Annotated in this window: 18 protein-coding genes and 1 pseudogene; 14 read left to right on the top strand and 5 right to left on the bottom strand. The window is 71.4% G+C overall.

All coding sequences use genetic code 11. From position 1 onward, the window contains the following. Nucleotides 1-35: 35 nt before the first annotated feature. The 12 genes and pseudogenes from ACPL7H_RS11345 to ACPL7H_RS11290 all read left to right on the top strand — a co-directional run. Entirely contained in the window at nucleotides 36-575 is a 540-nt protein-coding gene (locus ACPL7H_RS11345; RefSeq protein WP_424797020.1) for a 2'-5' RNA ligase family protein, read from the top strand. 71 nt (nucleotides 576-646) lie between these two features. Then, on the top strand, nucleotides 647-1,852 hold the full coding sequence (locus ACPL7H_RS11340; protein ID WP_424797019.1) for a YihY/virulence factor BrkB family protein: 1,206 nt from the start codon (nucleotides 647-649) through the stop codon (nucleotides 1,850-1,852). Between the two features lie 15 nt (nucleotides 1,853-1,867). Next, nucleotides 1,868-2,968, top strand: coding sequence for a mannose-1-phosphate guanylyltransferase (locus ACPL7H_RS11335; RefSeq protein ID WP_424797018.1), 1,101 nt, complete (start codon nucleotides 1,868-1,870; stop codon nucleotides 2,966-2,968). 32 nt (nucleotides 2,969-3,000) lie between these two features. Next, nucleotides 3,001-4,218 (top strand): amidohydrolase, encoded by a 1,218-nt coding sequence (locus tag ACPL7H_RS11330; protein WP_424797017.1) that lies wholly within the window; start codon nucleotides 3,001-3,003, stop codon nucleotides 4,216-4,218. Nucleotides 4,219-4,422: 204 nt separating this feature from the next. Beyond that, nucleotides 4,423-5,535 carry a BMP family lipoprotein gene (locus ACPL7H_RS11325; protein WP_424797016.1) on the top strand — a complete coding sequence of 371 codons (1,113 nt, stop codon included), beginning with the start codon at nucleotides 4,423-4,425 and terminating at the stop codon, nucleotides 5,533-5,535. Nucleotides 5,536-5,625: 90 nt separating this feature from the next. After that, nucleotides 5,626-7,398, top strand: coding sequence for an ABC transporter ATP-binding protein (locus ACPL7H_RS11320; protein WP_424797015.1), 1,773 nt, complete (start codon nucleotides 5,626-5,628; stop codon nucleotides 7,396-7,398). Next, nucleotides 7,391-8,623, top strand: a complete 1,233-nt coding sequence (locus ACPL7H_RS11315) for an ABC transporter permease (RefSeq protein WP_424797014.1) — start codon at nucleotides 7,391-7,393, stop codon at nucleotides 8,621-8,623. Before ACPL7H_RS11320 ends, ACPL7H_RS11315 begins: the two co-directional genes overlap by 8 nt. Then, nucleotides 8,620-9,912, top strand: coding sequence for an ABC transporter permease (locus ACPL7H_RS11310; RefSeq protein ID WP_424787478.1), 1,293 nt, complete (start codon nucleotides 8,620-8,622; stop codon nucleotides 9,910-9,912). Before ACPL7H_RS11315 ends, ACPL7H_RS11310 begins: the two co-directional genes overlap by 4 nt. Nucleotides 9,913-9,956: 44 nt before the next feature. Next, nucleotides 9,957-10,346 carry a cytidine deaminase gene (locus ACPL7H_RS11305; RefSeq protein WP_424787479.1) on the top strand — a complete coding sequence of 130 codons (390 nt, stop codon included), beginning with the start codon at nucleotides 9,957-9,959 and terminating at the stop codon, nucleotides 10,344-10,346. A 54-nt stretch (nucleotides 10,347-10,400) separates the two neighbouring features. Continuing rightward, a complete protein-coding gene (locus tag ACPL7H_RS11300; RefSeq protein WP_424797013.1) occupies nucleotides 10,401-11,699 on the top strand; it encodes a thymidine phosphorylase in 1,299 nt (432 codons plus the stop codon). Nucleotides 11,700-11,712: 13 nt separating this feature from the next. After that, nucleotides 11,713-12,549, top strand: coding sequence for a hypothetical protein (locus ACPL7H_RS11295; protein WP_424797012.1), 837 nt, complete (start codon nucleotides 11,713-11,715; stop codon nucleotides 12,547-12,549). 29 nt (nucleotides 12,550-12,578) lie between these two features. Next, a pseudogene (locus ACPL7H_RS11290) lies at nucleotides 12,579-13,292 on the top strand (DUF4037 domain-containing protein); the annotation flags it as partial. 284 nt (nucleotides 13,293-13,576) lie between these two features. On the opposite strand, the gene ACPL7H_RS11285 reads toward ACPL7H_RS11290, so the two are convergent. The 3 genes from ACPL7H_RS11285 to ACPL7H_RS11275 all read right to left on the bottom strand — a co-directional run bounded on the left by ACPL7H_RS11285 (nucleotide 13,577) and on the right by ACPL7H_RS11275 (nucleotide 16,446). After that, nucleotides 13,577-14,476 carry an SMP-30/gluconolactonase/LRE family protein gene (locus tag ACPL7H_RS11285; RefSeq protein WP_424797011.1) on the bottom strand — a complete coding sequence of 300 codons (900 nt, stop codon included), beginning with the start codon at nucleotides 14,474-14,476 and terminating at the stop codon, nucleotides 13,577-13,579. A 66-nt stretch (nucleotides 14,477-14,542) separates the two neighbouring features. Continuing rightward, on the bottom strand, nucleotides 14,543-16,081 hold the full coding sequence (locus ACPL7H_RS11280) for a hypothetical protein (RefSeq protein WP_424797010.1): 1,539 nt from the start codon (nucleotides 16,079-16,081) through the stop codon (nucleotides 14,543-14,545). Continuing rightward, nucleotides 16,081-16,446, bottom strand: a complete 366-nt coding sequence (locus ACPL7H_RS11275; protein ID WP_424789940.1) for a hypothetical protein — start codon at nucleotides 16,444-16,446, stop codon at nucleotides 16,081-16,083. The genes ACPL7H_RS11280 and ACPL7H_RS11275 overlap by 1 nt, the downstream gene beginning before the upstream one ends. 127 nt (nucleotides 16,447-16,573) lie before the next feature. Between ACPL7H_RS11275 and ACPL7H_RS11270 the strand changes: the two genes are divergently transcribed. Together ACPL7H_RS11270 and ACPL7H_RS11265 are read left to right on the top strand one after the other, a co-directional pair. Continuing rightward, the gene (locus ACPL7H_RS11270; RefSeq protein ID WP_424797009.1) at nucleotides 16,574-17,662 is read left to right on the top strand and encodes an adenosine deaminase; all 1,089 of its coding nucleotides are present in this window, start codon (nucleotides 16,574-16,576) and stop codon (nucleotides 17,660-17,662) included. Between the two features lie 267 nt (nucleotides 17,663-17,929). Next, nucleotides 17,930-21,172: a BTAD domain-containing putative transcriptional regulator gene (locus ACPL7H_RS11265; protein WP_424797008.1), complete on the top strand. Its 3,243-nt coding sequence runs from the start codon at nucleotides 17,930-17,932 to the stop codon at nucleotides 21,170-21,172. A 26-nt stretch (nucleotides 21,173-21,198) separates the two neighbouring features. Here the strand turns inward: ACPL7H_RS11265 and ACPL7H_RS11260 are convergent, their stop codons facing one another. Together ACPL7H_RS11260 and ACPL7H_RS11255 are read right to left on the bottom strand one after the other, a co-directional pair. After that, nucleotides 21,199-22,074 carry an aldehyde dehydrogenase family protein gene (locus ACPL7H_RS11260; RefSeq protein ID WP_424787488.1) on the bottom strand — a complete coding sequence of 292 codons (876 nt, stop codon included), beginning with the start codon at nucleotides 22,072-22,074 and terminating at the stop codon, nucleotides 21,199-21,201. After that, on the bottom strand, nucleotides 22,071-23,519 hold the full coding sequence (locus ACPL7H_RS11255; RefSeq protein ID WP_424797007.1) for an aldehyde dehydrogenase family protein: 1,449 nt from the start codon (nucleotides 23,517-23,519) through the stop codon (nucleotides 22,071-22,073). The genes ACPL7H_RS11260 and ACPL7H_RS11255 overlap by 4 nt, the downstream gene beginning before the upstream one ends. Between the last annotated feature and the right edge of the window lie 8 nt (nucleotides 23,520-23,527).

Here is a 23,527-nt window from a genome sequence, read left to right as displayed (position 1 = left end):
ATGTGCCGACCCGAGCATCCGGAGAGGTGCCCGCGGTGACATTGCCCGAACGGGTGGGGGACCAGTTGCGGATCGGGGTGTCGATCCCGATCCCCGAGCCGTACAACTCCCGGCTGACGCGTGCCCGCGTCGAGGCCGGTGACCCGCACGCCTACTCGGTCCCGCCCCACGTCACGCTGCTGCCGCCGGTGGTGGTCGAGCCCGACCAGATGGGCGTCGTGGTGGACCACCTGAGCAACGTGGCCGACCTGTCCCGGCCGTTCGTGATGGAACTGAGCGGCACCGAGTCCTTCCGCCCGCTGAGCCAAGTGGTGTTCGTGAGCCTGCGCGCCGGTGCCCAGGAGTGCACGGCGCTGCACGAGGCGGTCAATGCCGGCCCGTTGCGCCAGGACCTGCAGTTCCCCTACCACCCGCACGTGACCATCGCCCACGACGTGCCCACGAACGACCTGGACCGTGCCGAGGCGGACATGGCCGGTTTCGACGCGCTGTTCGCGGTGGCACACTTCTCCCTGTACGAGTTCGGGGACGACGGCGTCTGGCGGGATGTGAGTACGTTCGTGCTGTCCTCCTGACCCGGTCGGCAGCGGCCGATCAGTCCACCGACAGGAGTGCCCCGGCAGTCCGGACCGGGCATGCTGGAGGTATGGCGAAGATCAAGGAACTCCTCGAATGGGCCGTGCGCACCCGGGTGGTGCGGGCGCTGGGCCGGTACGGCAGCGCGAACGGGGCGCTGCTGTCCGGTGGGATCGCCTTCTCGGGCCTGTTCTCGATCTTCGCCGCCCTGGTGATCGGGTTCACCGTGTTCATGGCGGTGCTGGGGGGCAACGAGCCGTTGCGTGACTCGGTGCTGGACCAGCTCGACGAGGTACTCCCCGGGATCGTGGACACCGGCGACGGCGGGATGGTCACGCCCGACCAACTACAGCTCACCACCGCCGGCGGGATCGCCGGGGTGATCGCGGTGGTGGTGCTGCTGAACACGGCGATCGGGGTGATCACGGCGCTGCGCAGCGGTGTGCGGGCGATGTTCGGGATGGTGCGGCCCAAGGAGAACCCGGGGCTGGCGATGCTGCGTGACCTGGGCGGATTCGCCGTCCTGGCCCTGAGCGTGCTGGTCACGGCCGTTCTGGGCGTGGCAGCCGGGACGATGGCCACCTGGTTGCTGGACCTGATCGGCCTGGGTGATGCTCCCGGCGTCGGATTCCTGTTGCGCGCACTGGGCCTGCTGGTGGCCCTGGCGGTCGACACGTTGATCTTCATCTTCATCTACCGCGGACTGGCCGGGGCGCGCCCGCGCCGCCGGGACCTGATCATCGGAGCCGTCATCGGCGGGATCGGAGCCGGCGTGCTGCGGTACCTGGGCACCTCGGCGGTAGGGGCCGTGGACAACCCGCTGCTGGCAGGTTTCGCCGCCATCATCACGTTGCTGCTGTGGGTCAACCTGCAGGTGCGGATCGTGCTGATGGTCGCGGCCTGGACCGCCAACCCGCCGAAGAAGTTCAAGGTCACCCCGGACATGATCACCCACTACGACGAGGTTCCCAACTACGTCACGGTCTCGGCGCCGCACACGTTCACCTGGGCCCATGACCCGGTCACCGGCCGGGTCCTGCCCATCGTCGAGGATCCGGTCCCGGAGCCGGAGGAACCGTACTGGGGCGGCCTGATCGGTTGGGTGCGGGATTCGACCCGTCGCGCGAAGGGCTCGGAGCCCGAGCCGGCGGGGCCCGACCCGGAGGACCTGGCCGCCGAGCACTCCGCGCCCTTCGACCTCACCGACCCGAATGGGTCGAATCGGAGCGACCGGGGCTCCAGGCACGGGAACGGACCCGGAACCGGCGGCTCGTGAACTAGCCTGCGCTCCATGCACGCGATCATTCCCGCCGGTGGTGCGGGCACCCGGCTGTGGCCGCTGTCGCGCCGGGACCACCCGAAGTTCCTGCACGACCTCACCGGCACCGGACGCAGCCTGCTGCAGGCCACCATCGACCGGATGACTCCGCTGGCCCGCTCGGTCACGGTGGTCACCGGCGACCGGCACGCCCAGTCGGTACGGGAGCAACTCCCGCAGGTGCCCGCCGAAGCGGTCCTGGCCGAACCCGCCCCCCGGGACTCGATGGCCGCGATCGGCCTGGCCGCGGCGGTGCTCGCGCGCCGGCACGGCGGCGAGGACGTGATCGTGGGATCCTTCGCGGCCGATCATGTCATCACCGACGAGGAGGCCTTCGCCGAGGCGGTCGGGGCCGCCGAGGCCGCCGCCGCTGCGGGGTACGTGGCCACCATCGGGGTCGAGGCCTCCAGCCCCTCGACCGCCTTCGGTTACATCGAAGCCGGTGCGGAACTGACGCAGGTGCGGGCGGGGTTGCCCGTGCACCGGGTAGCGGCGTTCACCGAAAAGCCCGACGTCGACACCGCGACCGCGTACCTGGCCACCGGCCGGTACCGGTGGAACGCCGGGATGTTCGTGGTGGCGGCGCGGGTGCTGCTTGATCACCTGGCGCGGCACCAGCCGGACCTGGCCGCCGGCCTGGACGCGATCGCGGCCGCCTGGGACGGCCCGGAGCGTGAGCAGGTGCTGGCGAGGCACTGGGCCGGGCTCCCCGCGATCAGCATCGACCACGCGATCGCCGAACCGGTGGCCGCCCGTGGCGGGGTAGCAGTGGTTCCGGCGAGTTTCGGCTGGGACGACGTGGGGGACTGGGCTTCCATCCGGGCGGTTCTGGGCCCGGCCGGTGCCGATGCCGCGGTGCGGGTGCTCGGTGACGCCGACCGGGTGCTCGCCCTGGATGCCCCCGGTGGCATGGTGGTGCCCGGCAGCGGACGCACGGTGGTGCTGGTCGGGGTGCCCGATGCGGTGGTGGTCGACACCCCGGATGCGATCCTGGTCACCACGGCCGCGCACGCGCAGCGGGTCAAGGACGCCGTCGCGGCACTGGCGCGGCCCGGTGCGGACCACCTGCTCTGAACGCGCCGGCCCGGGCAGGTACCCTCGACGTCGTGGTTTCCCCTTCCCTGGCGGCTGCGGCCCTGGCCGAGCGCGTGCGCGCGCGTGCGGCTGACCTCAACGACGAACTGGTCGCGTTCCGCCGCGATCTGCACGCCCACCCCGAGCTCTCCCGCGCCGAGCACCGCACCACCGACCGGGTGGCCACCCGGCTGGAGGCGGCCGGGCTGACGGTCCGGCGGTTGGAGGGTACCGGGCTGATCTGTGACATCAGAGCCCGGGCCGAGAGTCCCTCCGGGGGCATGGTGGCCCTGCGCGCCGACCTGGACGCGCTGCCACTGACAGAGGTCTCCGGGCTCGGGTTCGCCTCCACTGTGCGCGGTGTGGCCCATGCCTGCGGCCACGACATGCACACCACCGTGGTGCTCGGGGCCGGGCTGGTGCTGGCCGACCTCGCCACCCAGGGTGACCTGCACAGCGACGTCCGCCTGATCTTCCAGCCCGCCGAGGAGGTCCAGCCCGGGGGCGCCCTGGATGTGATGCGCGCCGGGGGACTCGAGGGGGTCGAGGCGATCTTCGCCCTGCACTGCGACCCCAAGTTCGACGTCGGCCAGGTTGGGACCCGGATCGGACCGATCACCTCCGCCTCCGACACCGTGACGGTGACCCTGACCTCCACCGGGGGACACACCTCCCGCCCGCACCTGGCCGGTGATCTGGTGGCGGCCCTCGGGCACGTGATCACCGCCGTACCGGCGATGCTCACCCGCCGCATCGACCCGCGCTCGGGAGTCAACCTGACCTGGGGCGCGGTGCGGGCCGGCAACGCCCCCAACGCGATCCCCTCGGTGGGTAGCGTCACCGGGACGCTGCGCTGCCTGGACGCCGGGACCTGGGCGTACGCCCAGGAGCTCCTGGTCGATGTGGCCAAGCAGGTGGTGGCGCCGACCGGGGTGGAGGTGGACGTCCAGATCGTGCGCGGGGTGCCGCCGGTGGACAACGACGAGAAGTCGGTGCGATTCCTCGACGAGAGCGCCCGCACCGCGCTGGGGCCGGACTCGCTGCAACTGACCGAGCAGTCCCTGGGCGGGGAGGACTTCGCCTGGTACCTGACCGAGATCAAGGGTGCGATGGCCCGCCTCGGCACCCGGACCCCCGGCGGACGCACCTACGATCTGCACCGTCCCGATGTGATCTTCGACGAGGACGCGATCGGGGTGGGGGTGCGGTTCCTGACCCAGGCCGCTGCCCGCGCCGGCCGGGAACGCTGAGAACCGGCCCAGGCCCCGTGGCGGTGTGGCGGTGCCAGTGCCCGCCGGTGGAGGTACCAGTTGGATAACAACCGCACCCGGTACGACCCGAACCCGCCTGCGCCACCCCGTTTCGGGTCTACCATCAGGCCGGTCGCCGCATCCCTGGCGACGGCACCGACGCCACATGCCGCCCCGGCCTGTCCACCCCCACAGGAGTCCATCGTGAAGAAGTCCATCTACGCCACGGCCGGCCTGGCTGCTGCCGCGCTCGTCCTCGCCGCCTGCGGCGCCGCCCCGGAGGATGAGGACCCCGCCGGCGACACCGGTGCCGAGGGTATCGACCAGGAGTTCATGGCCTGCATGATCTCCGACGAGGGCGGTTGGCACGACGCCTCGTTCAACGAGTCCGGGTACGAGGGCCTGAACCGGGCCGCCGCGGAACTGGGTGTGTCGATCCAGGACGCCGAGTCCACCGACCCGGCCCAGTACGCGGGCAACGTTGACGCGATGGTCCAGGAGGGCTGCGACCTGACCTTCGGTGTCGGCTTCGCCCTGGAGGACGACATCCAGGCCGGCGCAGAGGCCAACGAGGACATCAATTTCGCGCTGATCGACTCTGCGTTCAGCGACGACGAGGGCAACCCGGTGGACCTGCCCAACGCCAAGCCGGTGCTGTTCAACACCCACGAGGCCGCGTACCTGGCCGGCTACCTGGCCGCCGGGATGACCGAGACCGGGACCGTGGGCACCTACGGCGGGCGCCCGTTCCCGTCGGTGACGATCTTCATGGACGGCTTCGTCGACGGCGTCGCCGGCTACAACGACACCCACGGCACCGACGTGGAGGTGCTGGGCTGGGACAAGGAGTCCCAGAACGGCTCCATGACCGGTGACTTCGAGAACCCCGAGAACGGCTACAACACCACCCAGCAGTTCATCGCCGACGGTGCCGACGTCATCCTGCCGGTGGCCGGACCGGTGGGCTCGGGCTCGCTGCGCGCCGCCGACGAGCACGAGGGCATCATGGTGATCTGGGTGGACGCCGACGGATACGAACAACCCGACAACGAGGCCTACGGCCAGTACATCCTGACCTCGGTGCTGAAGATGATCGGCAACTCCGTCTTCGACACCATCGAGGCCGCCGCGGCCGGCGAGTTTGACCCGACCCCCTACGTGGGCACCCTGGAGAACGGTGGGGTGGACATCGCCCCCTACCACGACTTCGAGGACCAGGTCCCCGACGAACTCAAGGCCGAGATCGATGAGTTGCGCGAGCAGATCATCAGCGGCGAACTGCAGGTGGACTCCCCCAGCGCGGTCGAGGTCGGCTGACGTTGACGATCACGGTGACCCGGGCTGCGAAAGGCCCGGGTCGCCGTCGTCCGCCCCGCTACAGTGCGGGCAGGACCGAAGGGAGCACAGGTGCGGCTCGAACTGCGCGGGATCACCAAACGCTTCGGCCCGCTGGTGGCCAATGACGCGATCGATCTGACCTTCGAGGCCGGGCAGATCCACGCCCTGCTGGGCGAAAACGGTGCCGGCAAGTCCACGTTGATGAACGTGTTGTACGGCCTGTACACCCCCGATGCCGGAGAGATCGTCGTCGACGGCGAACCGGTTTCCTTCGCGGGCCCCGGCGAGGCGATGGCCGCGGGCATCGGCATGGTGCACCAGCACTTCATGCTGGTGCCGGTGTTCACGGTGGCCGAGAATGTGGTGCTCGGCCACGAACCCACCGGGCCGCTGGGCGTGATCGACCTGGACCAGGCCCGCCGCATCGTGCAGGAGATCTCCGAACGCTTCGGGTTCGAGGTCAACCCCGACGCGCGCGTGGAGGACCTGAGCGTCGGTGCGCAGCAGCGGGTGGAGATCATCAAGGCGCTGTCCCGCGACGCCCGGGTGCTCATCCTCGATGAACCCACCGCGGTGCTGACCCCGCAGGAGACCGATGAGCTGATCGAGATCATGCAGCAGCTCAGTGACTCCGGTACCACGATCGTGTTCATCACCCACAAACTGCGGGAGGTCCGGGCGATCGCGGACCAGATCAGCGTGATCCGGCGGGGCAAGGTGGTCGGGGACGCCTCCCCGGCGGACTCCGAGGCCACCCTGGCCGCCCTGATGGTGGGCCGGGAGGTGAACCTGCGGGTCGATCGCGAACCCGCCCGCCGCACCGAGCACACCCTGACCATCAAGGATCTGAGCGTGCGCGACGTGGACGGGAGCCAGGTGGTGGACGCGGTGAACCTGCAGGCCCACGGCGGAGAGGTGCTGGCGATCGCCGGGGTGCAGGGCAACGGCCAGTCCGAGTTGGTCGAGGCGATTCTGGGGCTGCGCGAGGCGACCGGCGGTTCGGTCGACCTGGACGGGCAGGAACTGCTGGGACGCAGCGTGCAGGAGGTGCTGCGCGCCGGTGTGGGGTACGTCCCCGAGGACCGCTCCACCGACGGCCTGGTCGGACCCTTCACGATCGCGGAGAACCTGATCCTGGACCTGCACGACCAGGCCCCGTTCGCGCGGGGGTGGAGCATGGACCAGGACGCGATCACCGACAACGCCCGGCGTCAGGTCGAGGCGTTCGACGTGCGCACCTCCAGCATCCACGCTCCGGTCGCGACCCTGTCCGGTGGCAACCAGCAGAAAGTGGTGCTGGCCCGGGAGATGTCGCGCCCGCTGCGGGTACTGGTCGCCTCCCAGCCCACCCGCGGCCTGGACGTGGGATCGATCGAGTTCGTGCACGGGCGCATCATCGCCGAACGCGACGCGGGCACCCCGGTGCTCATCGTGTCCACCGAACTGGATGAGGTGATGGCGGTGGCGGACCGGATCGCGGTGATGTACCGCGGCCGTGTGGTCGGGGTGGTCGACGGCGACACCGATCGTGACGTACTCGGGCTGATGATGGCCGGGGTGGCACCGCAGGAGGCCGAGGAGCGGGCCGCCGCTGAGCACACCCGGATGCACGTCGCCGACACCGCAGGCCAGGTCGAGGAGGTCACCGGGGATCCGGTGGCGGTGGAGGACCCGCCCATCGGTTCCCGACCCGGTGAGCCCGCCCAGAGCCCGCCCGGCGATGATCCGCGCGACCGGGATCCCGGAGAGGCCGTCATGCATGAGGGCGGCAGTGCTGATCCGACCGGGGGCGACCGCGGCAACGGGGACGGCACCCAGGAGGGGCAGGTGCGCGATGTCTGAGCGACGCACCGAACCCGCGGGGGCCGGCCCGGACCCGGGTGAGCAGGGCAGCGAGATGCGCGGGGTGCTGCGGGAGATCCTCTCGGCCAGCTGGGTCACCGTGCTGCTGGCCATCGTGGCCGCGCTGGTGGTCTCCGCGGTCCTGGTGATGTACGCCGACCCGGACGTTCGTGGTTCCGCGGTGTACTTCTTCGACCGGCCCGGCGACACCTTCTCCGCGGCCTGGGGCGCGATCGTGGATACCTACACGGCCCTGTTCCGTGGCGCCGTCTTCGACTACCGGGCCGACTCGGTCAGCAGGGCGCTGCGGCCGGTCACCGAGACGTTCGTGGCCGCAACGCCGCTCATCTTCGCCGGCCTCGGGCTGGGCATCGCCTTCCGCGCCGGGATGTTCAATATCGGCGCCCAGGGGCAGGTGCTCGCCGGGGCCGCTGCGGCCGCCTACGTCGGCTTCGCCCTGCCGATGCCGCCCGTGGTGCACCTGGTGGCCGCGGTGCTGGCCGCCGCTGTGATCGGTGGGCTGTGGGCCGGGATCGCCGGGTTCCTCAAGGCCCGCACCGGCGCGAACGAAGTGATCACCACGATCATGCTGAACTGGATCAGCCTGTGGCTGGTGCGGTACCTACTCGATCAGGAGTACTTCGCCCCGGGTCCGAACCCGATCGCACCGCCGGTGTCGTCGAACTCGGTATTTCCGCTGTTGCTCGGTTCCGGGTTCAACCTGCACCTGGGTTTCCTGCTTGCCCTGGCCGCGGTGGCGGCGGTGTGGTGGCTGATGGAGCGTTCCACGATCGGCTTCAAGTTCCGGGCGGTGGGAGCGAACATGGACGCCGCCCGGACCGCGGGGATCAACGTCAACCTCACCTTCGTGATGGTCATGGTCAGCGCCGGCCTGCTCGCCGGGCTGGCCGGTGCCAGCCAGATCCTCGGCCCCACCCGGACCCTGCGGGAGACCACCGCGGGGAACATCGGCTTCGATGCGATCACGGTGGCGCTGCTCGGACGATCCCGGCCGGTGGGGGTGCTGCTGGCCTCGCTGCTGTTCGGGGCGATGCGCGCAGGTCTGCCCCTGATGCAGGTCAACTCGCACACGCCGGTGGACCTGATCCTGATCCTGCAGGCCACCATCGTGCTGATGATCGCCGCGCCGCCGCTGGTGCGTTCGATGTTCCGGTTGCCGCAGCCGCACGGTGAGAACCGGCGCCGCGAGGGAGCCCTGGTATGAGCGCCGCGACACACTTCCACGACCCGGCAGTGGCCGCGGCGGACCCCGCGGTCGGGAGGATCTCCTGGCGCACCCCGGTGCTGATGGCCGCCGTGACGATCGCAGGCCTGCTCGCCTTCGGGCTGTTCACCTCGGCCGGGCGTGAGTCGCGATTCAACCTCGGCGGCGGCGGGATCCCGTTCGACCCGCCACCCCTGGTGCTGCCCTCCCGGCTGACGGTCCTGGTGCTGGTGGCCATCGCGCTGACCCTGACCGCGCTGGCCTACTGGTACACCTCGACGCGCCGCACGGTTCCGCTGGCGATCCCGATCTCCTTCGGAGTGGTGATGCTGGCGGCCTTCCTGACCTGGGCGGTGGCCGGTAACGCCCGTGGCCTCACGCTGTCCTTCCTGCTCGCCACCACGATCACGGCCACGCTCCCGTTCGCGTTCGGCGCGATGGCGGGAGTGCTGTGCGAACGCTCCGGCATCATCAACATCGCCATCGAGGGCCAACTGCTGATGGGGGCCTTCATGGCCGCGATCGTGGCGAGCATGGCCGGCAACTTCTACTACGCCCTGATCGCCGCACCGATCGGCGGGGCGCTCGTGGGGTTGCTGCTGGCGGTGTTCTCCATCCGGTACCGGGTGGACCAGATCATCGTCGGTGTGGTGCTGAACGTGCTGGTGCTGGGGGTGACCACCTACCTGCTGCACTCGGTGGTGCGGGACAACTCCAGCACCATGAACGACCCGCCCCGGTTGACCCCGATCCGGATCCCGCTGCTGGCCGACATCCCGGTGGTGGGCCCGGCACTGTTCAACCACAACGTGATCGTCTACGCCATGTTCGCCACCGTGATCGGGTTGCAGTTCATGATCTTCCGCAGCCGTTGGGGCCTGCGGATGCGCTCGGTGGGCGAGCACCCGAAAGCGGCCGACACCGTCGGCATCAACGTGAACCGGACCCGGTACCGCAACGTGGTGTTCGGCTCCGCGGTGGCCGGCTTCGGTGGTGCCGCGCTGGTCTCAGCGGGCCTGGCGTTCCTGGAGAACATCACCGCCGGCCGCGGTTACATCGCCCTGGCCGCGATGATCCTGGGCCGGTGGAAGCCCGCCGGTGCCCTGGCCGCAGCGCTGCTGTTCGGCTTCGCCGACTCCCTGAACCGGATGCTGGTGAACATCAGTTCCCCGGTGCCGACCGAACTGCTGGCGATGTTGCCCTACCTGGCCACCATCTTCGCCGTGGCCGGACTGGTGGGCCGGGTGCGCCCGCCCGCGGCGGAGGGCAAGCCGTACCCGCCCTCATGAGAAGCCCGGGGAGCAGGGTCGAGCGATGAAGGAGGCTGAGCCGAATGAGCACGATCGACTGGCACGAACTGCGGGCGGCGGCCCGGGAGGTGGCGCAGCGCGCCTACGCCCCCTACTCGGGCCTGCGGGTCGGCGCCGCGGCGCGGACCGATGACGGCCGGGTGCTGGTGGGGTGCAACGTGGAGAATGCCGCCTACGGGGTGACCCTGTGCGCGGAGTGCTCGCTGGTCTCCGCGCTGGTCACCGGCGGCGGGGGGCGCCTGGCGGCCTTCACCTGCGCCGGTGCCGAGGGGCAGTTGCTGATGCCCTGCGGGCGCTGTCGGCAACTCCTCTGGGAACACGGCGGAGCCGGGTTGCTGGTGGACACTCCCTCCGGCATCCGGCCGATGAGCCAGGTGCTGCCCGACGCCTTCGGTCCGGACCACCTCCCCTGAGCACCGCCCATCGGCCCTCCGGGCCGGGGCGCGGGGGAGCATTACCATCGGGTCATGAGCAATGAAGCCTTCGACGCCGTCGACATCATCCGCACCAAGCGCGACGGCGAGGCACTCAGCGAGGAGCAGATCCGCTGGGTGATCGAGGCCTACACCCGTGGGGCGGTGGCCGAGGAGCAGATGGCCGCGCTGAACATGGCGATCCTGCTGAACGGGATGGGCCGGGCCGAGGTCGCCACCTGGACCCGGGCGATGATCGACTCCGGAGAGCGGATGGACTTCTCCGTCCTGCCGGTGCCCACCACGGACAAGCACTCGACCGGCGGGGTCGGGGACAAGATCACCCTGCCGCTGGCCCCCCTGGTCGCCTCCTTCGGGGTGGCGGTCCCGCAGCTGTCCGGCCGCGGCCTGGGGCACACCGGTGGCACCCTGGACAAACTCGAGTCGATCCCCGGCTGGCGGGCGGACCTGAGCAACGAGGAGATGCTGGCCCAACTGCGCCACGTGGGCGCGGTGATCTGCCAGGCCGGCTCCGGCCTGGCCCCGGCCGACCGCAAGCTCTATGCGCTGCGCGACGTGACCGGCACCGTGGAGTCGATCCCGCTGATCGCCTCCTCGATCATGAGCAAGAAGATCGCCGAGGGAACCGGCGCCCTGGTGCTGGACGTCAAGGTGGGGTCCGGGGCGTTCATGAAGGACGCCGACGCCGCCCGGGAACTGGCCCGCACCATGGTGGATCTGGGCACCGACGCGGGCGTGACCACCCGGGCCCTGCTCACCGACATGTCGACCCCGCTGGGCCTGACCGCGGGCAACGCCCTGGAGGTCCGCGAGGCGGTGGAGGTACTCGGCGGCGGTGGGCCCCCCGACGTCGTCGAACTCACCGTCGCGCTGGCCCGGGAGATGCTCTCCGCGGCGGGCCGGGAGGATGTCGACGTCGCCGCGGCCCTGACGGACGGGCGGGCGATGGACACCTGGCGCGCGATGATCACCGCCCAGGGAGGCGATCCCGACGCCCCGCTGCCCACCGCCACCCACACCGACGTGGTCCTCGCCCCCGCCGACGGGGTGCTGGTGGGACTCGACGCGCTCGCCGTGGGTGTGGCCGCCTGGCGGCTGGGCGCAGGCCGGGCCCGTCGCGAGGACGCGGTCCAGGCCGGCGCCGGGGTGCAGATGCACGCCAAACCAGGCACGGCCGTGCGTGCCGGGGAGCCCCTGATGACCCTGCACAGTGACACCCCCGAACGTTTCGACCGCGCCAGGCAAGCACTCGCCGACGCTGCTGTCATCGCCCCGGAGGGCTCCCGCCCACCCGGGCGGCCCCTCATCCTGGACCGCATCGTCGCTGGGTGAGGAGAGGGTCACGATGACTGCGCAGGGGCGGGACCGCGGGCGCCCGGGGCTGTCCCTGAGTACGGTGCTGAGCCCGGTGTTCACCGGCCGGTACCTCGACCTCGCCCAGCGACTGCTCACCGCCCGCGCCGCGCCGCTGGCGCTGCCGCACTGGAACCTCTTCCGCCACGAGGACGGGAACCGCTCCGGGCCTGAGTTGGTGCGCATCGGCGGGCACGTGGCCCGTCAGCACGACGGCGTCACCTGCGGTGCGGCGGCCATCATGCTGCTGAACGCCGCGATCGACCCGCACCTGGCCGCCTGGCTCGAGCACGGCCGTCTGCCCGCCGCAACTCCGCCGGAGATCGCCACACTCGATGCCGCGGGCCTGGCCGCACCCACGGTGGCGGCCCGGATGGTCCTTGCCCAGGGCGCCACCCACCGCATCCTCACCCGCGCCGGGCCGGGCCGCCTGCCGTGGCCCCGGGCGCTGGGTACCCCGCCCTGGGGCGCGGCCCGCGGCGCCCGGGTACCCGGGGTGCGCTACACCCACCGGGCCGTGGACGATCACAACCCGGCGGTGCTGCGCGCCACCACCGACATGCTCGTGGCCGCCACCTCCGCAGGTGTCCCCGTCCCGCTCTACGCCGGCGGCAACAGGGCTCGTGGGTGGCGCACCGCGGTGCCGCGGCACGTGCTGCTGGCACTGCCCACAGCCGGGGACCGGCTGCGCATCTTCGACCCGGGGACGGGATACGTCCACCGGGTGCGGCCGGAGGAGCTGGCGGCGCGGCGCACCCCGCACCCGGCGCTGGGGAACTGGACCCACCTGGCCTGGACGCTGATCCCGCTGGTGGACTCCCACCGGTAGGGCCTGCACCGCACTGCCACAATGCCGCCATGACCTTCGTGCCCGGACACCGGTTGAGCGCCCACCTGCTGGACGTCGTCGAACCGGCCCTGACGCAGGAGTTTCCGCACCTGCGGTACGCCGCCGCCCTGATCGGGCGCGGCTCGGACGTGCTCGGCTACGACACCGCTCGTTCCACCGATCACGACTGGGGCCCACGCCTGGTGCTGGTGCTGTCCGAGCAGGACCACCGAACCCACGCCGAGCAGGTCCTGGACGCGGTCGAGGCGGTGCTGCCGGAGATGATCGCGGGGGTCGCGGTGGACCACCTGCCGGCCCAGCAGGTTCCCGGTGGCCCGGCCACCCACCACACCACCGCGGGGCGCCGGCGCCCGCACGGGGTGAGTGTGCGCACGCTGCCGGGCCTGTTGTCGGACCTGCTCGGCATCGACTCACTGGCCGAACTGGACCCCGCTACCTGGATGAGCATTCCCTCCCAGAGCCTGTTGGAGTTCACCGCCGGGCCGGTGCTGCGCGACGACGTGGGCCACGTGAGCCGCACCCGTGCGGCGTTGGCGTTCTACCCCGACCAGATCTGGCTGGTCATCATGGCCGGGTGGTGGCAGCGCATCGCCCAGCTGGAGGCCTTCACCGGTCGGGCCCGCGAGGCCGGCGACGACGTGGGTGCCGGGGTCATCGCCGCCGGCATCGTGCGCTGCGGCATGCACCTGGCGTTGTTGCAACAGCGCACCTACCCGCCCTATGCCAAGTGGTTGGGCACAGCCCTTGCCCGCACCACCGGCGGAGCGGACCTGCTCACCCTGCTGCGCGCCGCGCTGGACGCCCGGGGAACCGACCAGGAGCGGGCCGTGGTGGACGTGCTGCTCGCGCTCGCCGCAGGCCATGACCGGCTCGGCGTGACCGACCAGGTACGGGCCACGCCGTCGTCCTTCTTCGACCGGCCCTACCCGGTGATCTGGGCCGACCGGTTCACCGAGGCACTACGAGGTGCCATCACCGATCCGGCCGTGCGAGCACCCGGCAGGGCTCAGCGCTGCAGTTCCAGCCCGCGGGTGCGGGTGGAGATGCGCCACAGGCTCGAGGTCGCGGTGATGTACAACAGGGTGCCGAAGGGGCCCCCGAAGCACAGGTTCGCGGTGGTTTCGGGAGTGGGGATACGGCCCAGTTCGGTGCCGCCGTCGGGGGTGAGGACGTGCACCCCGTCGGCGGCGGAGGACCAGATCCGTCCCTCGATGTCCAGACGCAGCCCGTCGGTCTTACCCGGGTCCACCCGGAACCACTCGCGTTCGTAGGTGGCATTGCCGTCGGGGTCGATGCGATAGCCGAACGTGGCGGCATCGGAGCCGGTGTCGGCCAGCAACAGCAGGTCCGCGGAGGCGAAGGCCAGGCCGTTCGGCTTGTCCCGGTCCCGGATCGGGGCGGTCAGCGTGCCGTCACGGTCGAGCCGGAACACCCAGCGTCCGGGCAGTTCCTGCTCCCCGCCGTAGCCCTCCTCGGGCTTGTCGATGCCATAGGTGGGATCGGTGAACCACAAGGAGCCGTCCAAGGGGTGCAGGGCTACGTCATTGGGGCTGTTCAGTCGCTTGCCATCGAAAGTGCCGGCCAGGGTGGTCCAGGATCCGTCGTGCTCGTGCCGCACCAGAGCCCGCTCCCCGTGGGAGCAGGCGATCAGCAACCCGTCGATATCGGTGCAATGCCCGTTCTGGTGGTGGCTCGGCTCTGCCTCAACCTCCAGTGCCCCGTAGTCGGTCCATGCCCAGGTGCGGTTCTGCCGGACGTCGGAGAAGACCACCCGTTCCCGGTTGGCCACGTAGGTGGGGCCCTCGGCCCAGGTGAAATCCCCGGCGAGGTGCTCCAACGCCGCATCCGGGGGGAACAGCTCACTGAAGGACGGGTCGGTAGGCACAGGACCTGATGGCGTAGTCATGCCCGCCACGGTACCGAGCCCAGCGGCCAGCGGCACCCCGGTCCGGGCGCCGAACCTCCGGTGGGCTCAGTGGCCGTCCAGGTTCCACTCCTCGGTATCGACCTGCGGTACGGCTCCGCGGGTTCCGGCTCCGGCGCCGCCACCGGGACCCGGCGCAATCTCGTCGGGCTCGAGATCATCGACCGCCAGGTCCAGGCCGTGGTTGCGCCGTTTGCGCTTGCTGCCCTGGCCGTTTCCGGCGAACGCACCTCCGACGCCGCCCCGGCCGGCGCCGCCGGCACCCGCGCCGCCGCCCGCGCGGGAACTGCCAGGGGCGACCGCGGCACCGCCGCGTCCGGGTCCACCGGCACCGCCTCGGCCGGCTGCTCCCGGACCACCCCGGGCGGTCGAACCGGGCACCATGCCGCCGACGCCTCCGCGTGCACCGGGGGCACCGACGCCACGCGTGCCGGGTCCCCCGCGGCCGGTCTGACCGGGGACCATGCCGCCGACGCCACCGCGTGCCCCGGGGCCCACACCGCCCCGTGCTCCGGCACCGTGGGCCGGTGGGGCCACCCCGATCATGCCGCCGCGCCCGCCGGTCATCCCCGCACCGGGTCCGCCCAGCCTCGGACCGGCTCCGCCGGCACCGATCACCGCGCCGCCCACCGCGGCTCCGGGACCGCCCACGCCGGGGCCGCCCGCACCGGGACCGATCCCGGCGCCGGCGCCGCCGACGAGTGTGCCTCCGCCGGGACCATCCACGGAGGTGTCGATCATCGGGCCGGTGCCGGCCTCGGGGTTCCAGTGCTCACGACCTGTGCCGGCCCCGGTACCGCCGGGCCCGGCCGGTAGGTCCTGGACCGGCCCGCCGCCGCCGATCCCGGAGCCGGTGCCCACGGATGGACCGCCGCCGCCGATCCCGGGCCCGGTGCCCACGGATGGACCGCCGCCGCCGGGTCCGGGACCGGTTCCCACCGGAGCGCCGCCTCCGGAACCACCGGGTCCGGTGCCGCCCCCGCCACCGGACATCGAGAATCCGGGGGTGGCAGCGGCTCCGGTGTCGCCAGCGCCGCTGGTCCCGCTCGGGCCGGGCGTCGTCGGTCCGGCCGTGTTGCCGCTCATCCGCGCAGTGGCGTCGCGCAGCATGGCGTCCAGCCGGTTCATCTCCCTGCCGGCCTCCGCCTCGCGCTCCCTGGCGTTCTGCTCCCGGAAGTGCGCGCGCAAGTCGGCGGCGTCCTCGAACTCCACGTTGCCGCGGGCAGGGTGGCCTACCAGGGACGCCTGTTCCTCCTGGAACGCATCCAGGTCCTCGCTGGGCAGCATCGTGTAGGACACCGAGCCCTCCCGGACCGCCTCCCGCGCGTCGGAGAGGATGGTCACGACCTCATCGAGTTCACCGGCGAGTTCGGCTGCGCCGGAGGCGATCTCCGTGGCCAGTTCCCGGGCCGCCTGACCGGCCGACCCTTCCATGCCGGGATCACCGGCGGCGTTGCGCAGGGCCTCGGCCAGTGCGCTCAGGCTCCCGGCCCCGCCATACAGGTTCGACCGGTCGGTCGAGGTGCCGTCCCGGTTGGTGTCGTTGACGTCCAGGTAGCGCTTCAGTGCGTCGGCGTTGGCGCCCATCAGGCCTCCCCGGTCGGTGTGCCGGCCTCGGGGACGTGGATCTGCTCGGTGTCACGCCCGGCGTGAGCCATCACGGTCTCGACGTCGTCGTCCACACCCAGCAGGGCCTTCTCGCTCTCGGTCAGACCGGAGGTGAATTGATCGACCTTCGCCGCCAGCGTGTCCATCTTCTCCTGGATCGCCAGCAACCGGTCGCGGTAACTGGCCGCGAAGTTCATCGCCTCGGTGTTGATGGTCCAGCGCGAAGCGTTCTGGGTGTTGGCCAGTTCACTCGCGGTCTTGATCTCGTCCTGAAGATCGTCGTTGGCCTGTTGAGCCAGACCCGCGACGTGATACACGGTGTGCGAATCGATCAGTAGTGCCACGGCGCTTCTGTCCCTTCGGTTACTCCGAATCCAGGCTAACGGAGGATCGCGCAGGCGCCCATGGAGAGAACTCCCCATCGTCCCGCCCCGATGGCCCTGGTCACGTTGGCCGTTACGCTGCTGTGTCATGACGCTGCGCCCGGAACAGATAGCCGCCCTGCCCAAGGTCGTCCTGCACGACCACCTCGATGGCGGGCTGCGCCCGCAGACGCTGCTGGACCTGGCCGCAGCCATCGGTCACGATCTGCCCGCCCGGAACGCGCAGGACCTGGCGCGGTGGTTCGTCGCCTCGGCCAACTCGGGGTCCCTGGAGCGCTACCTGGAGACTTTTGCTCACACCACCGCGGTGATGCAGACCCCCGAAGGGCTGCACCGGGTGGCCAAGGAGGCGGTGCTGGACCTGGCGGCCGACGGTGTGGTCTACGCCGAACAGCGGTACGCACCCGAGCAGCACCAGCATCAGGGCCTGAGCCTGCAGGAGGTGGTCGATGCGGTCCGGTCCGGATTGGACGACGGCGTGGAAGAGGCCGCGCGCGCGGGTCACCGGATCCACGTGGGAACCCTGATCACCGCGATGCGCCAGGAGGACCGGGCCGATGAGATCGCCGAACTCGCCCTGGCCAACCGTGACCGGGGCGCGTTCGGGTTCGACATCGCCGGACCCGAACTGGGCTTCCCCCCGACCCGCCAGGCCCGGGCCTTCCAGACGTTGCGGGAGGCCAACTTCCCCTTCACCATCCACGCCGGAGAGGCCGACGGGGTGGAGAGCATCTGGCAGGCACTCCAGCAGTGCCACACCCTGAGGTTGGGACACGGGGTGCGCATCATCGAGGACATCGCCGACGCCGAGGACCCCGGGCGTGCCCGCCTCGGCCGGGTGGCCCACTGGGTGCGGGACCGTCAGATCCCGCTGGAGGCCTGCCCGGTATCGAACCTGCACACCGGGATCGCCCCGACGGTGGCCGCCCACCCCATCACCGCGCTTCGCGACCTGGGCTTCGCGGTGACCATCAACACCGACAACCGGCTGGTCTCAGGCACCTCGATGAGCCAGGAGATGACCCTGCTGGTGACCGAGGCCGGCTGGGACCTGGCCGACCTGGAGGCGGCGACGCTGACGGCGGCGTGGAACGGGTTCGCCCACCACGACGTGATGCAGCAGATCGTCGCCGAACAGATCCTCCCCGGATTCGCGGCGGCCCGGGACGCCGTGTGACCGACGGCGCAGCCCGGTGCCCGGCCCGACCGCAAGCCCGAGCCGGCCCGGGCCCTGACTCTCGCTCGGGAAGGGCGCTGTCCCGACTCTGACGCCGGGGCTGACACGTATCGGTCCCACGTCTGGACCTGAGGCAGCGACCCTGCCCGGATCGGTCGCCGCGCCACGTGCGAGGGCGGCGGAGATCGTGCTCCGAAACCCCTGATCCGGCAGCCGGATCAGATAGGCTCACCCACACATGTGCTGAACCAACCGTCGGGGGTTGAGATGGCACCCACCCGGGCCGCTCATCGTCCGCCCGCGCTTCAGGGTCTCGTTGCCCGGGTGCCGGCGGAGCAGTTGTTGCGCCTGCGCGGCCCCAGCCGGCCCCTGATCACGGTGACCGCGGCGCCCGGATGGGGCAAGACCACCGTCGTGGGGCGGTGGGCCAGCGCGCCGGGGACCCGCTGGCTGACCCTTGGGGCACAGCACGGCGACGCAACCCGCCTGGCACGCGAACTGGCCCGGCTCGCCCACCGAGATGAGGACGGCGAGTCATCCGGCGCCGATGCCGGGCACCCCCCGGACACCACCGACGTCGGCGTCCTGGCGCACTGGGTGGCCCGGTCCTGGGCACCGGAGGTCTCCGGACCGATCGTGCTCGATCACGCCCACGTGCTGATCGGCACCCCCGGGCACGACCTGCTGCGCCGCCTGGTGCGTTCCGGACCCACCCGTCCCCAGATCTGCGTGCTGTCCCGGTGTGACCTGGACCTGGTCGATGACCGCGACCGTGGCGCCGGGACCGTGCTGGAACTGAGCGCGGCCCACCTGGCCCTGGACGCCGACGCGGTGGCGTACCTGTTGGATGCCGATCCGGAGCCGGACCGCGCCCTGGCCGCGCGGATCGCCGAGGGGACCGGGGGCTGGCCGGCGATGGTCCGGATCGTGCTGGACGGCCTCGAGTCGGTGCCACCCCGGGAGCGCTCGGCGCGGTTGTCCGACCTCCTCGGCGCCGGGGGTACGGCGGGCAACTACGTGGTCAACGTGGTGCTCCCGGCCTATCCCGAACCGACCCTGTCCACCCTCTCCGCCCTTGCCCTGACCGGCCCGATCGACGCGGCCGGGTACGGCCGTGCCGTCGGCCTGAGTGCGGGCAAGGCCTCCACGGAGGCACTGACGCCCCTGGTGCGTCGTGGGCTGGCCCGGCTGCGGTACAGCGAACCGGCTCCGGAGGTGACCCTGTCCCCGCTGATCGCACGCAGCGTCACCGCCTACCGGTTGATGGCCGACTCCGACCACCACCTGGTCGAGCGGGTGACCACCGGTCTGGTCGAGGCCGGCGACGTGGTCCGTGGGCTGGGTGTCCTGGTCACCGCCCGGCGCGGCGCGGCCATCGCCGAACTCCTTCGCGAGCATGGCCAGGAGTTGTACTTCGCCGGTCATCTGGACCTGCTGTGTGCCGCGGTGGACCTGGTGCCGCCGGCCCTGCGCACCGCCGACATCCTGCTGGTCGGGGCGCGCGCGCTGGCCTACCGGGGGGACTGGCCGGCCGCGATGAATCTGCATGAGGAGGCCGGCGACGCAGGCCCGGGTGACCCCGCTGTGTTCGGCCTGGTCGGGGGACTGATCCAGCACCAGCGCGGTAAGTCGGCCGATGCCCTGGAATGGTACGACCGATACATCGAGAAGGCCATCGACCCCCGGGTCGAAGCCGAGATTGCGGGGTGGTCCGCCACCTGCCGCTGGGGCCGGGGGGAGTTGGACCGGGCCCGCGAACTCGCCGCACGCTCCTCCGCCGCGGCACGCGCCACCGGTGATGACCGGTCGTTGGCGTTGGCCCACACGGCTCGCGCCCTGATCGCGGCCAGCGACGGCGACAGCGCGGGGAACCGGGCGCACTACGACCTGGGGCTGGCTGCCGCCCGAAGGGCCGGGGACGCGTTACAGGAGGCCCGCATCCTGACCAACCGCGGCTCGCTGCACATGGAACGAGGCGTGTACCCGGCGGCACTGGCCGATACCGAGGCGGCGATCGACCTGGCCGAGGGGCAGTCCTCGGTGTACGTCGCCGGAATCGCCCGGTGCAACCGCGCCGAGATCCAGTTGCACGTGGGAACGTTGGACGAGGCGATCGTCGATGCCGAGATCGCCCGGGACCGGTTCGCCGCGGCCGGCTCCCCGTACGAGTCCTACGCCCTGCAACTGCTCGCCCAGATCCGCGCCGAGCAGGGCGAGTTGACCCTGGCGCGCGGCTCCTACGAGCGCGCAGTGCGCCTGGCGCAGGCCTCCAACGATCAGCAGGGCCAAGTGGCGATCCTGGTGGGGCTCGCCAAGTGCATCGCCGGAAGTGACCCGGAGGCGGCCGCGGCGGCGGCCCGCCGGGCCGCGAACCTCGATGACGGGATGTACCTGGGGCCGGTCCTGCTGGCTCGCGGCTGGGTCGCCCTGGCTGCCGGTGATCTGGAGGTGGCACGTGAATGCGCCACCGAGGCCGAGGCGACCGCCACCGCTCGCGATGAGCGCTCGGTCCTGGCTGAGGCGGCGACCCTGGCCGCCCTGCTCGACCCGGACCCCGCCGAGGGCCTGCAGGGCGCGTTGGCGCTGTGGAACGAACTGAATGCGCGCACCTGGGCGACCCGCATCGAACTGGGCATTGCCCGCCGCCGAGCCGTGCCCGGCTGGCGTGCGCGCGCCGCGGAACTGGAACGCCAGCTCGCCGCCTGGGGGTGTGCCGTGCGGCACGGGCCATTCCCGGCGATGGCCGTCCAGGGAGCCTCCGACACCGATGGTTGCGTGGTCAGGTTGCTCGGGCAGTTCACCATCGAGGTAGCCGGGCAGCCGGTGCCGATGTCCGCATGGGGTTCACGCAAGGCCCGGGACCTGCTGAAACTGTTGGCGCTGCGCGCCAACCGGGGCGCCACCCGGGAGGAACTGGCCGATGCGCTCTGGCCCGACCAGGCCTATGAGACGGTCGCGAACCGGCTCTCGGTGGCGTTGAGCGTGGTGCGAACCGTGCTGGCCCCGGGAGAGCAGCGACGCGACGACGCGCCGGTCCTGATCGCCGATGCGGGTACGGTGCGGATCGATCCCGAGCAGGTCGACATCGACGTGGCCCAGTTCGAGTTCCTGGCCACGCAGGGCCTGGCGGCGGCCCGCAGCGGGGACCGGACGCGGGCGGTGGAACTGCTCACCGCCGCCGAGGCGCACTATGGCGGGGACCTGCTCGAGCACGACCAGGACAGCCCGTGGCTGATCGATCGCCGCGAGGAGGTGCGCGCGGTCTACCTCTCCGTGGCCCGGACCCTGGCGGATCTGTGCAGGCGTTCCGATCCGGACCAGGCGCTGCGGCTGCTGTTGCGAGTGCTGGACCGGGATCCCTACGACGAAACCGCGCACCTGGCGGTGTGCACGGTCCTGATGGACAGCGGTCAGCACGGGGAGGCCCGGCGCAGGCACCGCCTGTACGCCCGGCGGATGGGCGAACTCGATCTGCCCGCAGTGCCCTTCAGCGACGTCGTCGGCCACTGAGGGCCGGGCGCCGTCGCCGGCGTCGCTCAGGCACCCTTGGGGTGCCAGACGGTCTTGATCTCGGTGAAGACCATGATCTGGGACAGGGACTGCTCGACGGCGAAGTCCGGCTCCTCGTCGGTGATCGGGCGCCGCACCCGCTTGAGGGTCTCGGCGGCGTCGGCCTCCAACTCGCCCCAGGTGATGCCCTCGGCACCCAGCGCCCCGGCCACGTCGATGGCGTTCACGTCGGCGTGCGTAGCCAGATGCGGGGCCACCTCGGCGGTGTGGCCGGTGAGGATGTTGACCACCCCGCCGGGGACGTCGGAGGTGGCCAGCACCTCCGCCAGGGTCACCGCGGGCAGCGGCCGCTCGGCGGAGGAGAGCACGACGGCGGTGTTACCGGTGACGATCACCGGCGCCAGCACCGAGACCAGCCCGAGCAACGAGGAGCGCTGCGGGGCGATCACGGCCACCACCCCGGTGGGTTCCGGGGTGGAGATGTTGAAGAAGGGGCCGGCCACCGGGTTGGCGTTGCCACCCACCTGGGCGATCTTGTCCGACCAGCCGGCGTACCAGACCCACCGGTCGATCGCCGCGGAGACCAGGTCCTCGGCCCGTTTGGTCGCCACGCCCTCACCGGAGCGCACCTGGGCGACGAACTGATCCCGGCGCTCCTCCAGCAGCTCGGCCACCCGGTAGAGCACCTGCCCGCGGTTGTACGCGCTCGCCGCGGCCCAACCGGGTTGCGCGGCCCGAGCGGCCCGGACGGCATCGCGGGCATCCTTGCGGGAGGCCTGGGCCACGTTCGCCTTGAACTTCCCGCGGCGGCTGCTGGCCGAGTAGGTGCGCCCGGACTCCGACCGCGGGAACTTCCCGCCGATGAACAGTTTGTAGGTCTTGCGCACATCCACCCGGCTCACTGGGTGCCTCCCTCGATCAGGTAGGGGAGCAGACCGTGACGCCCGCCCTCACGGCCGTACCCGGACTCCTTGTACCCACCGAAGGGACTGGCGGGGTCGAACTTGTTGAACGTGTTGGCCCAGACCACCCCGGAGCGGATCGCGTCGGCCATCGCCAGGATCCGCGACCCCTTCTCCGTCCACACCCCGGCGGACAGGCCATAGGGGGTGTTATTGGCCTTGGCGATCGCCTCGTCCGGGGTGCGGAAGGTCAGCACCGACAGCACCGGCCCGAAGATCTCCTCGCGAGCGATCCGGTGGGCGGTGGACACCTCGGTGAACACCGTCGGCGGGAACCAGTACCCCTTCTCGGGCAGGTCGCCCGGCGCGCTCCAGCGCACGGCCCCCTCGGCGTCACCGGCGTTGGCCAGTTCGGTGATCCGGCTCAGCTGGGCGGCGGAATTGACCGCGCCGACGTCGGTGTTCTTGTCCATCGGGTCGCCCACCCGCAATGTGCCCAGTCGCGCCTTGAGCCGGTCGATCACCTCATCGGCCACCGACTCGGCGACCAGCAGCCGCGATCCGGCGCAGCACACCTGCCCGGCGTTGAAGTAGATGCCGTTGACGATTCCCTCCACCGCCTGGTCCACCGGGGCGTCGTCGAAGATGATGTTCGCGGCCTTGCCGCCCAGTTCCAGGGTGGCTTGCTTATGGGTGCCGGCCACCTGCCGGGCGATCTGCTTGCCCACCTTGGTCGACCCGGTGAAGGCGACCTTGTCCACGTCCGGGTGGGCGATCAGGTCGGCCCCGGTGCGACCGGCGCCGGTGATGATGTTCACGACGCCGGGGGGCAGGTCGGCCTGTTGCAGCAGATCGGCGAACAGCAGCGCCGTCAACGGGGTGGTCTCGGCCGGTTTGAGCACCACCGTATTGCCTGCGGCCAGGGCCGGAGCGATCTTCCAGGCCAGCATCAGCAGCGGGAAGTTCCAGGGGATCACCTGCCCGGCCACCCCGTGCGGGCGGGGGTTCGCCCCGCGCCCGGCGTAGTCGAGCTTGTCCGCCCAGCCGGCGTAGTAGAAGAAGTACGCCGAGGCCATCGGGATGTCCATGTCCCGTGCCTCCCGGATCGGCTTGCCGTTGTCCAGGACCTCCAGCACCGCGAACTCGCGGGACCGCTCGGCCAGCAGCCGGGCGATCCGGAACAGGTACTTGGCTCGTTCCGGCCCCGGCATCGGACCCCAGGTGCGCTCGTAGGCGGTGCGGGCGGCCCGCACGGCGCGTTCGACGTCCTCGGTACCCGCCACGGCCACCTCGGCCAGATTCTCCTCGGTGGCGGGGTTGATGGTCTTCAGGGACTCCCCGGACGTGGCGTCGGTGAACTCCCCGTTGATGAACAACCCGTAGGAGGAGGCGATGTCCACCACCGAGGCTGACTCGGGGGCGGGGGCGTAGTCGAAGGCAGTCATGGGGTCCT

Origin of the sequence: Pseudactinotalea sp. Z1732 (assembly GCF_049724975.1) — a bacterium.
Lineage (GTDB): Bacteria > Actinomycetota > Actinomycetes > Actinomycetales > Beutenbergiaceae > CALKWS01.
Note: the sequence above shows the minus strand (reverse complement) of the source record. Positions and strands in the feature narration are given on the sequence as shown.

Excerpts from the sequence above, each read along its gene's own strand:
- ACPL7H_RS11270 (WP_424797009.1), top strand. The coding sequence starts at position 16,574 with ATGACGCTGCGCCCGGAACAGATAGCCGCCCTGCCCAAGGTCGTCCTG.
- ACPL7H_RS11315 (WP_424797014.1), top strand. The coding sequence starts at position 7,391 with ATGTCTGAGCGACGCACCGAACCCGCGGGGGCCGGCCCGGACCCGGGT.
- ACPL7H_RS11280 (WP_424797010.1), bottom strand. The coding sequence starts at position 16,081 with ATGGGCGCCAACGCCGACGCACTGAAGCGCTACCTGGACGTCAACGAC.
- ACPL7H_RS11285 (WP_424797011.1), bottom strand. The coding sequence starts at position 14,476 with ATGACTACGCCATCAGGTCCTGTGCCTACCGACCCGTCCTTCAGTGAG.
- ACPL7H_RS11340 (WP_424797019.1), top strand. The coding sequence starts at position 647 with ATGGCGAAGATCAAGGAACTCCTCGAATGGGCCGTGCGCACCCGGGTG.
- ACPL7H_RS11310 (WP_424787478.1), top strand. The coding sequence starts at position 8,620 with ATGAGCGCCGCGACACACTTCCACGACCCGGCAGTGGCCGCGGCGGAC.
- ACPL7H_RS11305 (WP_424787479.1), top strand. The coding sequence starts at position 9,957 with ATGAGCACGATCGACTGGCACGAACTGCGGGCGGCGGCCCGGGAGGTG.
- ACPL7H_RS11255 (WP_424797007.1), bottom strand. The coding sequence starts at position 23,519 with ATGACTGCCTTCGACTACGCCCCCGCCCCCGAGTCAGCCTCGGTGGTG.
- ACPL7H_RS11295 (WP_424797012.1), top strand. The coding sequence starts at position 11,713 with ATGACTGCGCAGGGGCGGGACCGCGGGCGCCCGGGGCTGTCCCTGAGT.
- ACPL7H_RS11300 (WP_424797013.1), top strand. The coding sequence starts at position 10,401 with ATGAGCAATGAAGCCTTCGACGCCGTCGACATCATCCGCACCAAGCGC.
- ACPL7H_RS11265 (WP_424797008.1), top strand. The coding sequence starts at position 17,930 with ATGGCACCCACCCGGGCCGCTCATCGTCCGCCCGCGCTTCAGGGTCTC.
- ACPL7H_RS11335 (WP_424797018.1), top strand. The coding sequence starts at position 1,868 with ATGCACGCGATCATTCCCGCCGGTGGTGCGGGCACCCGGCTGTGGCCG.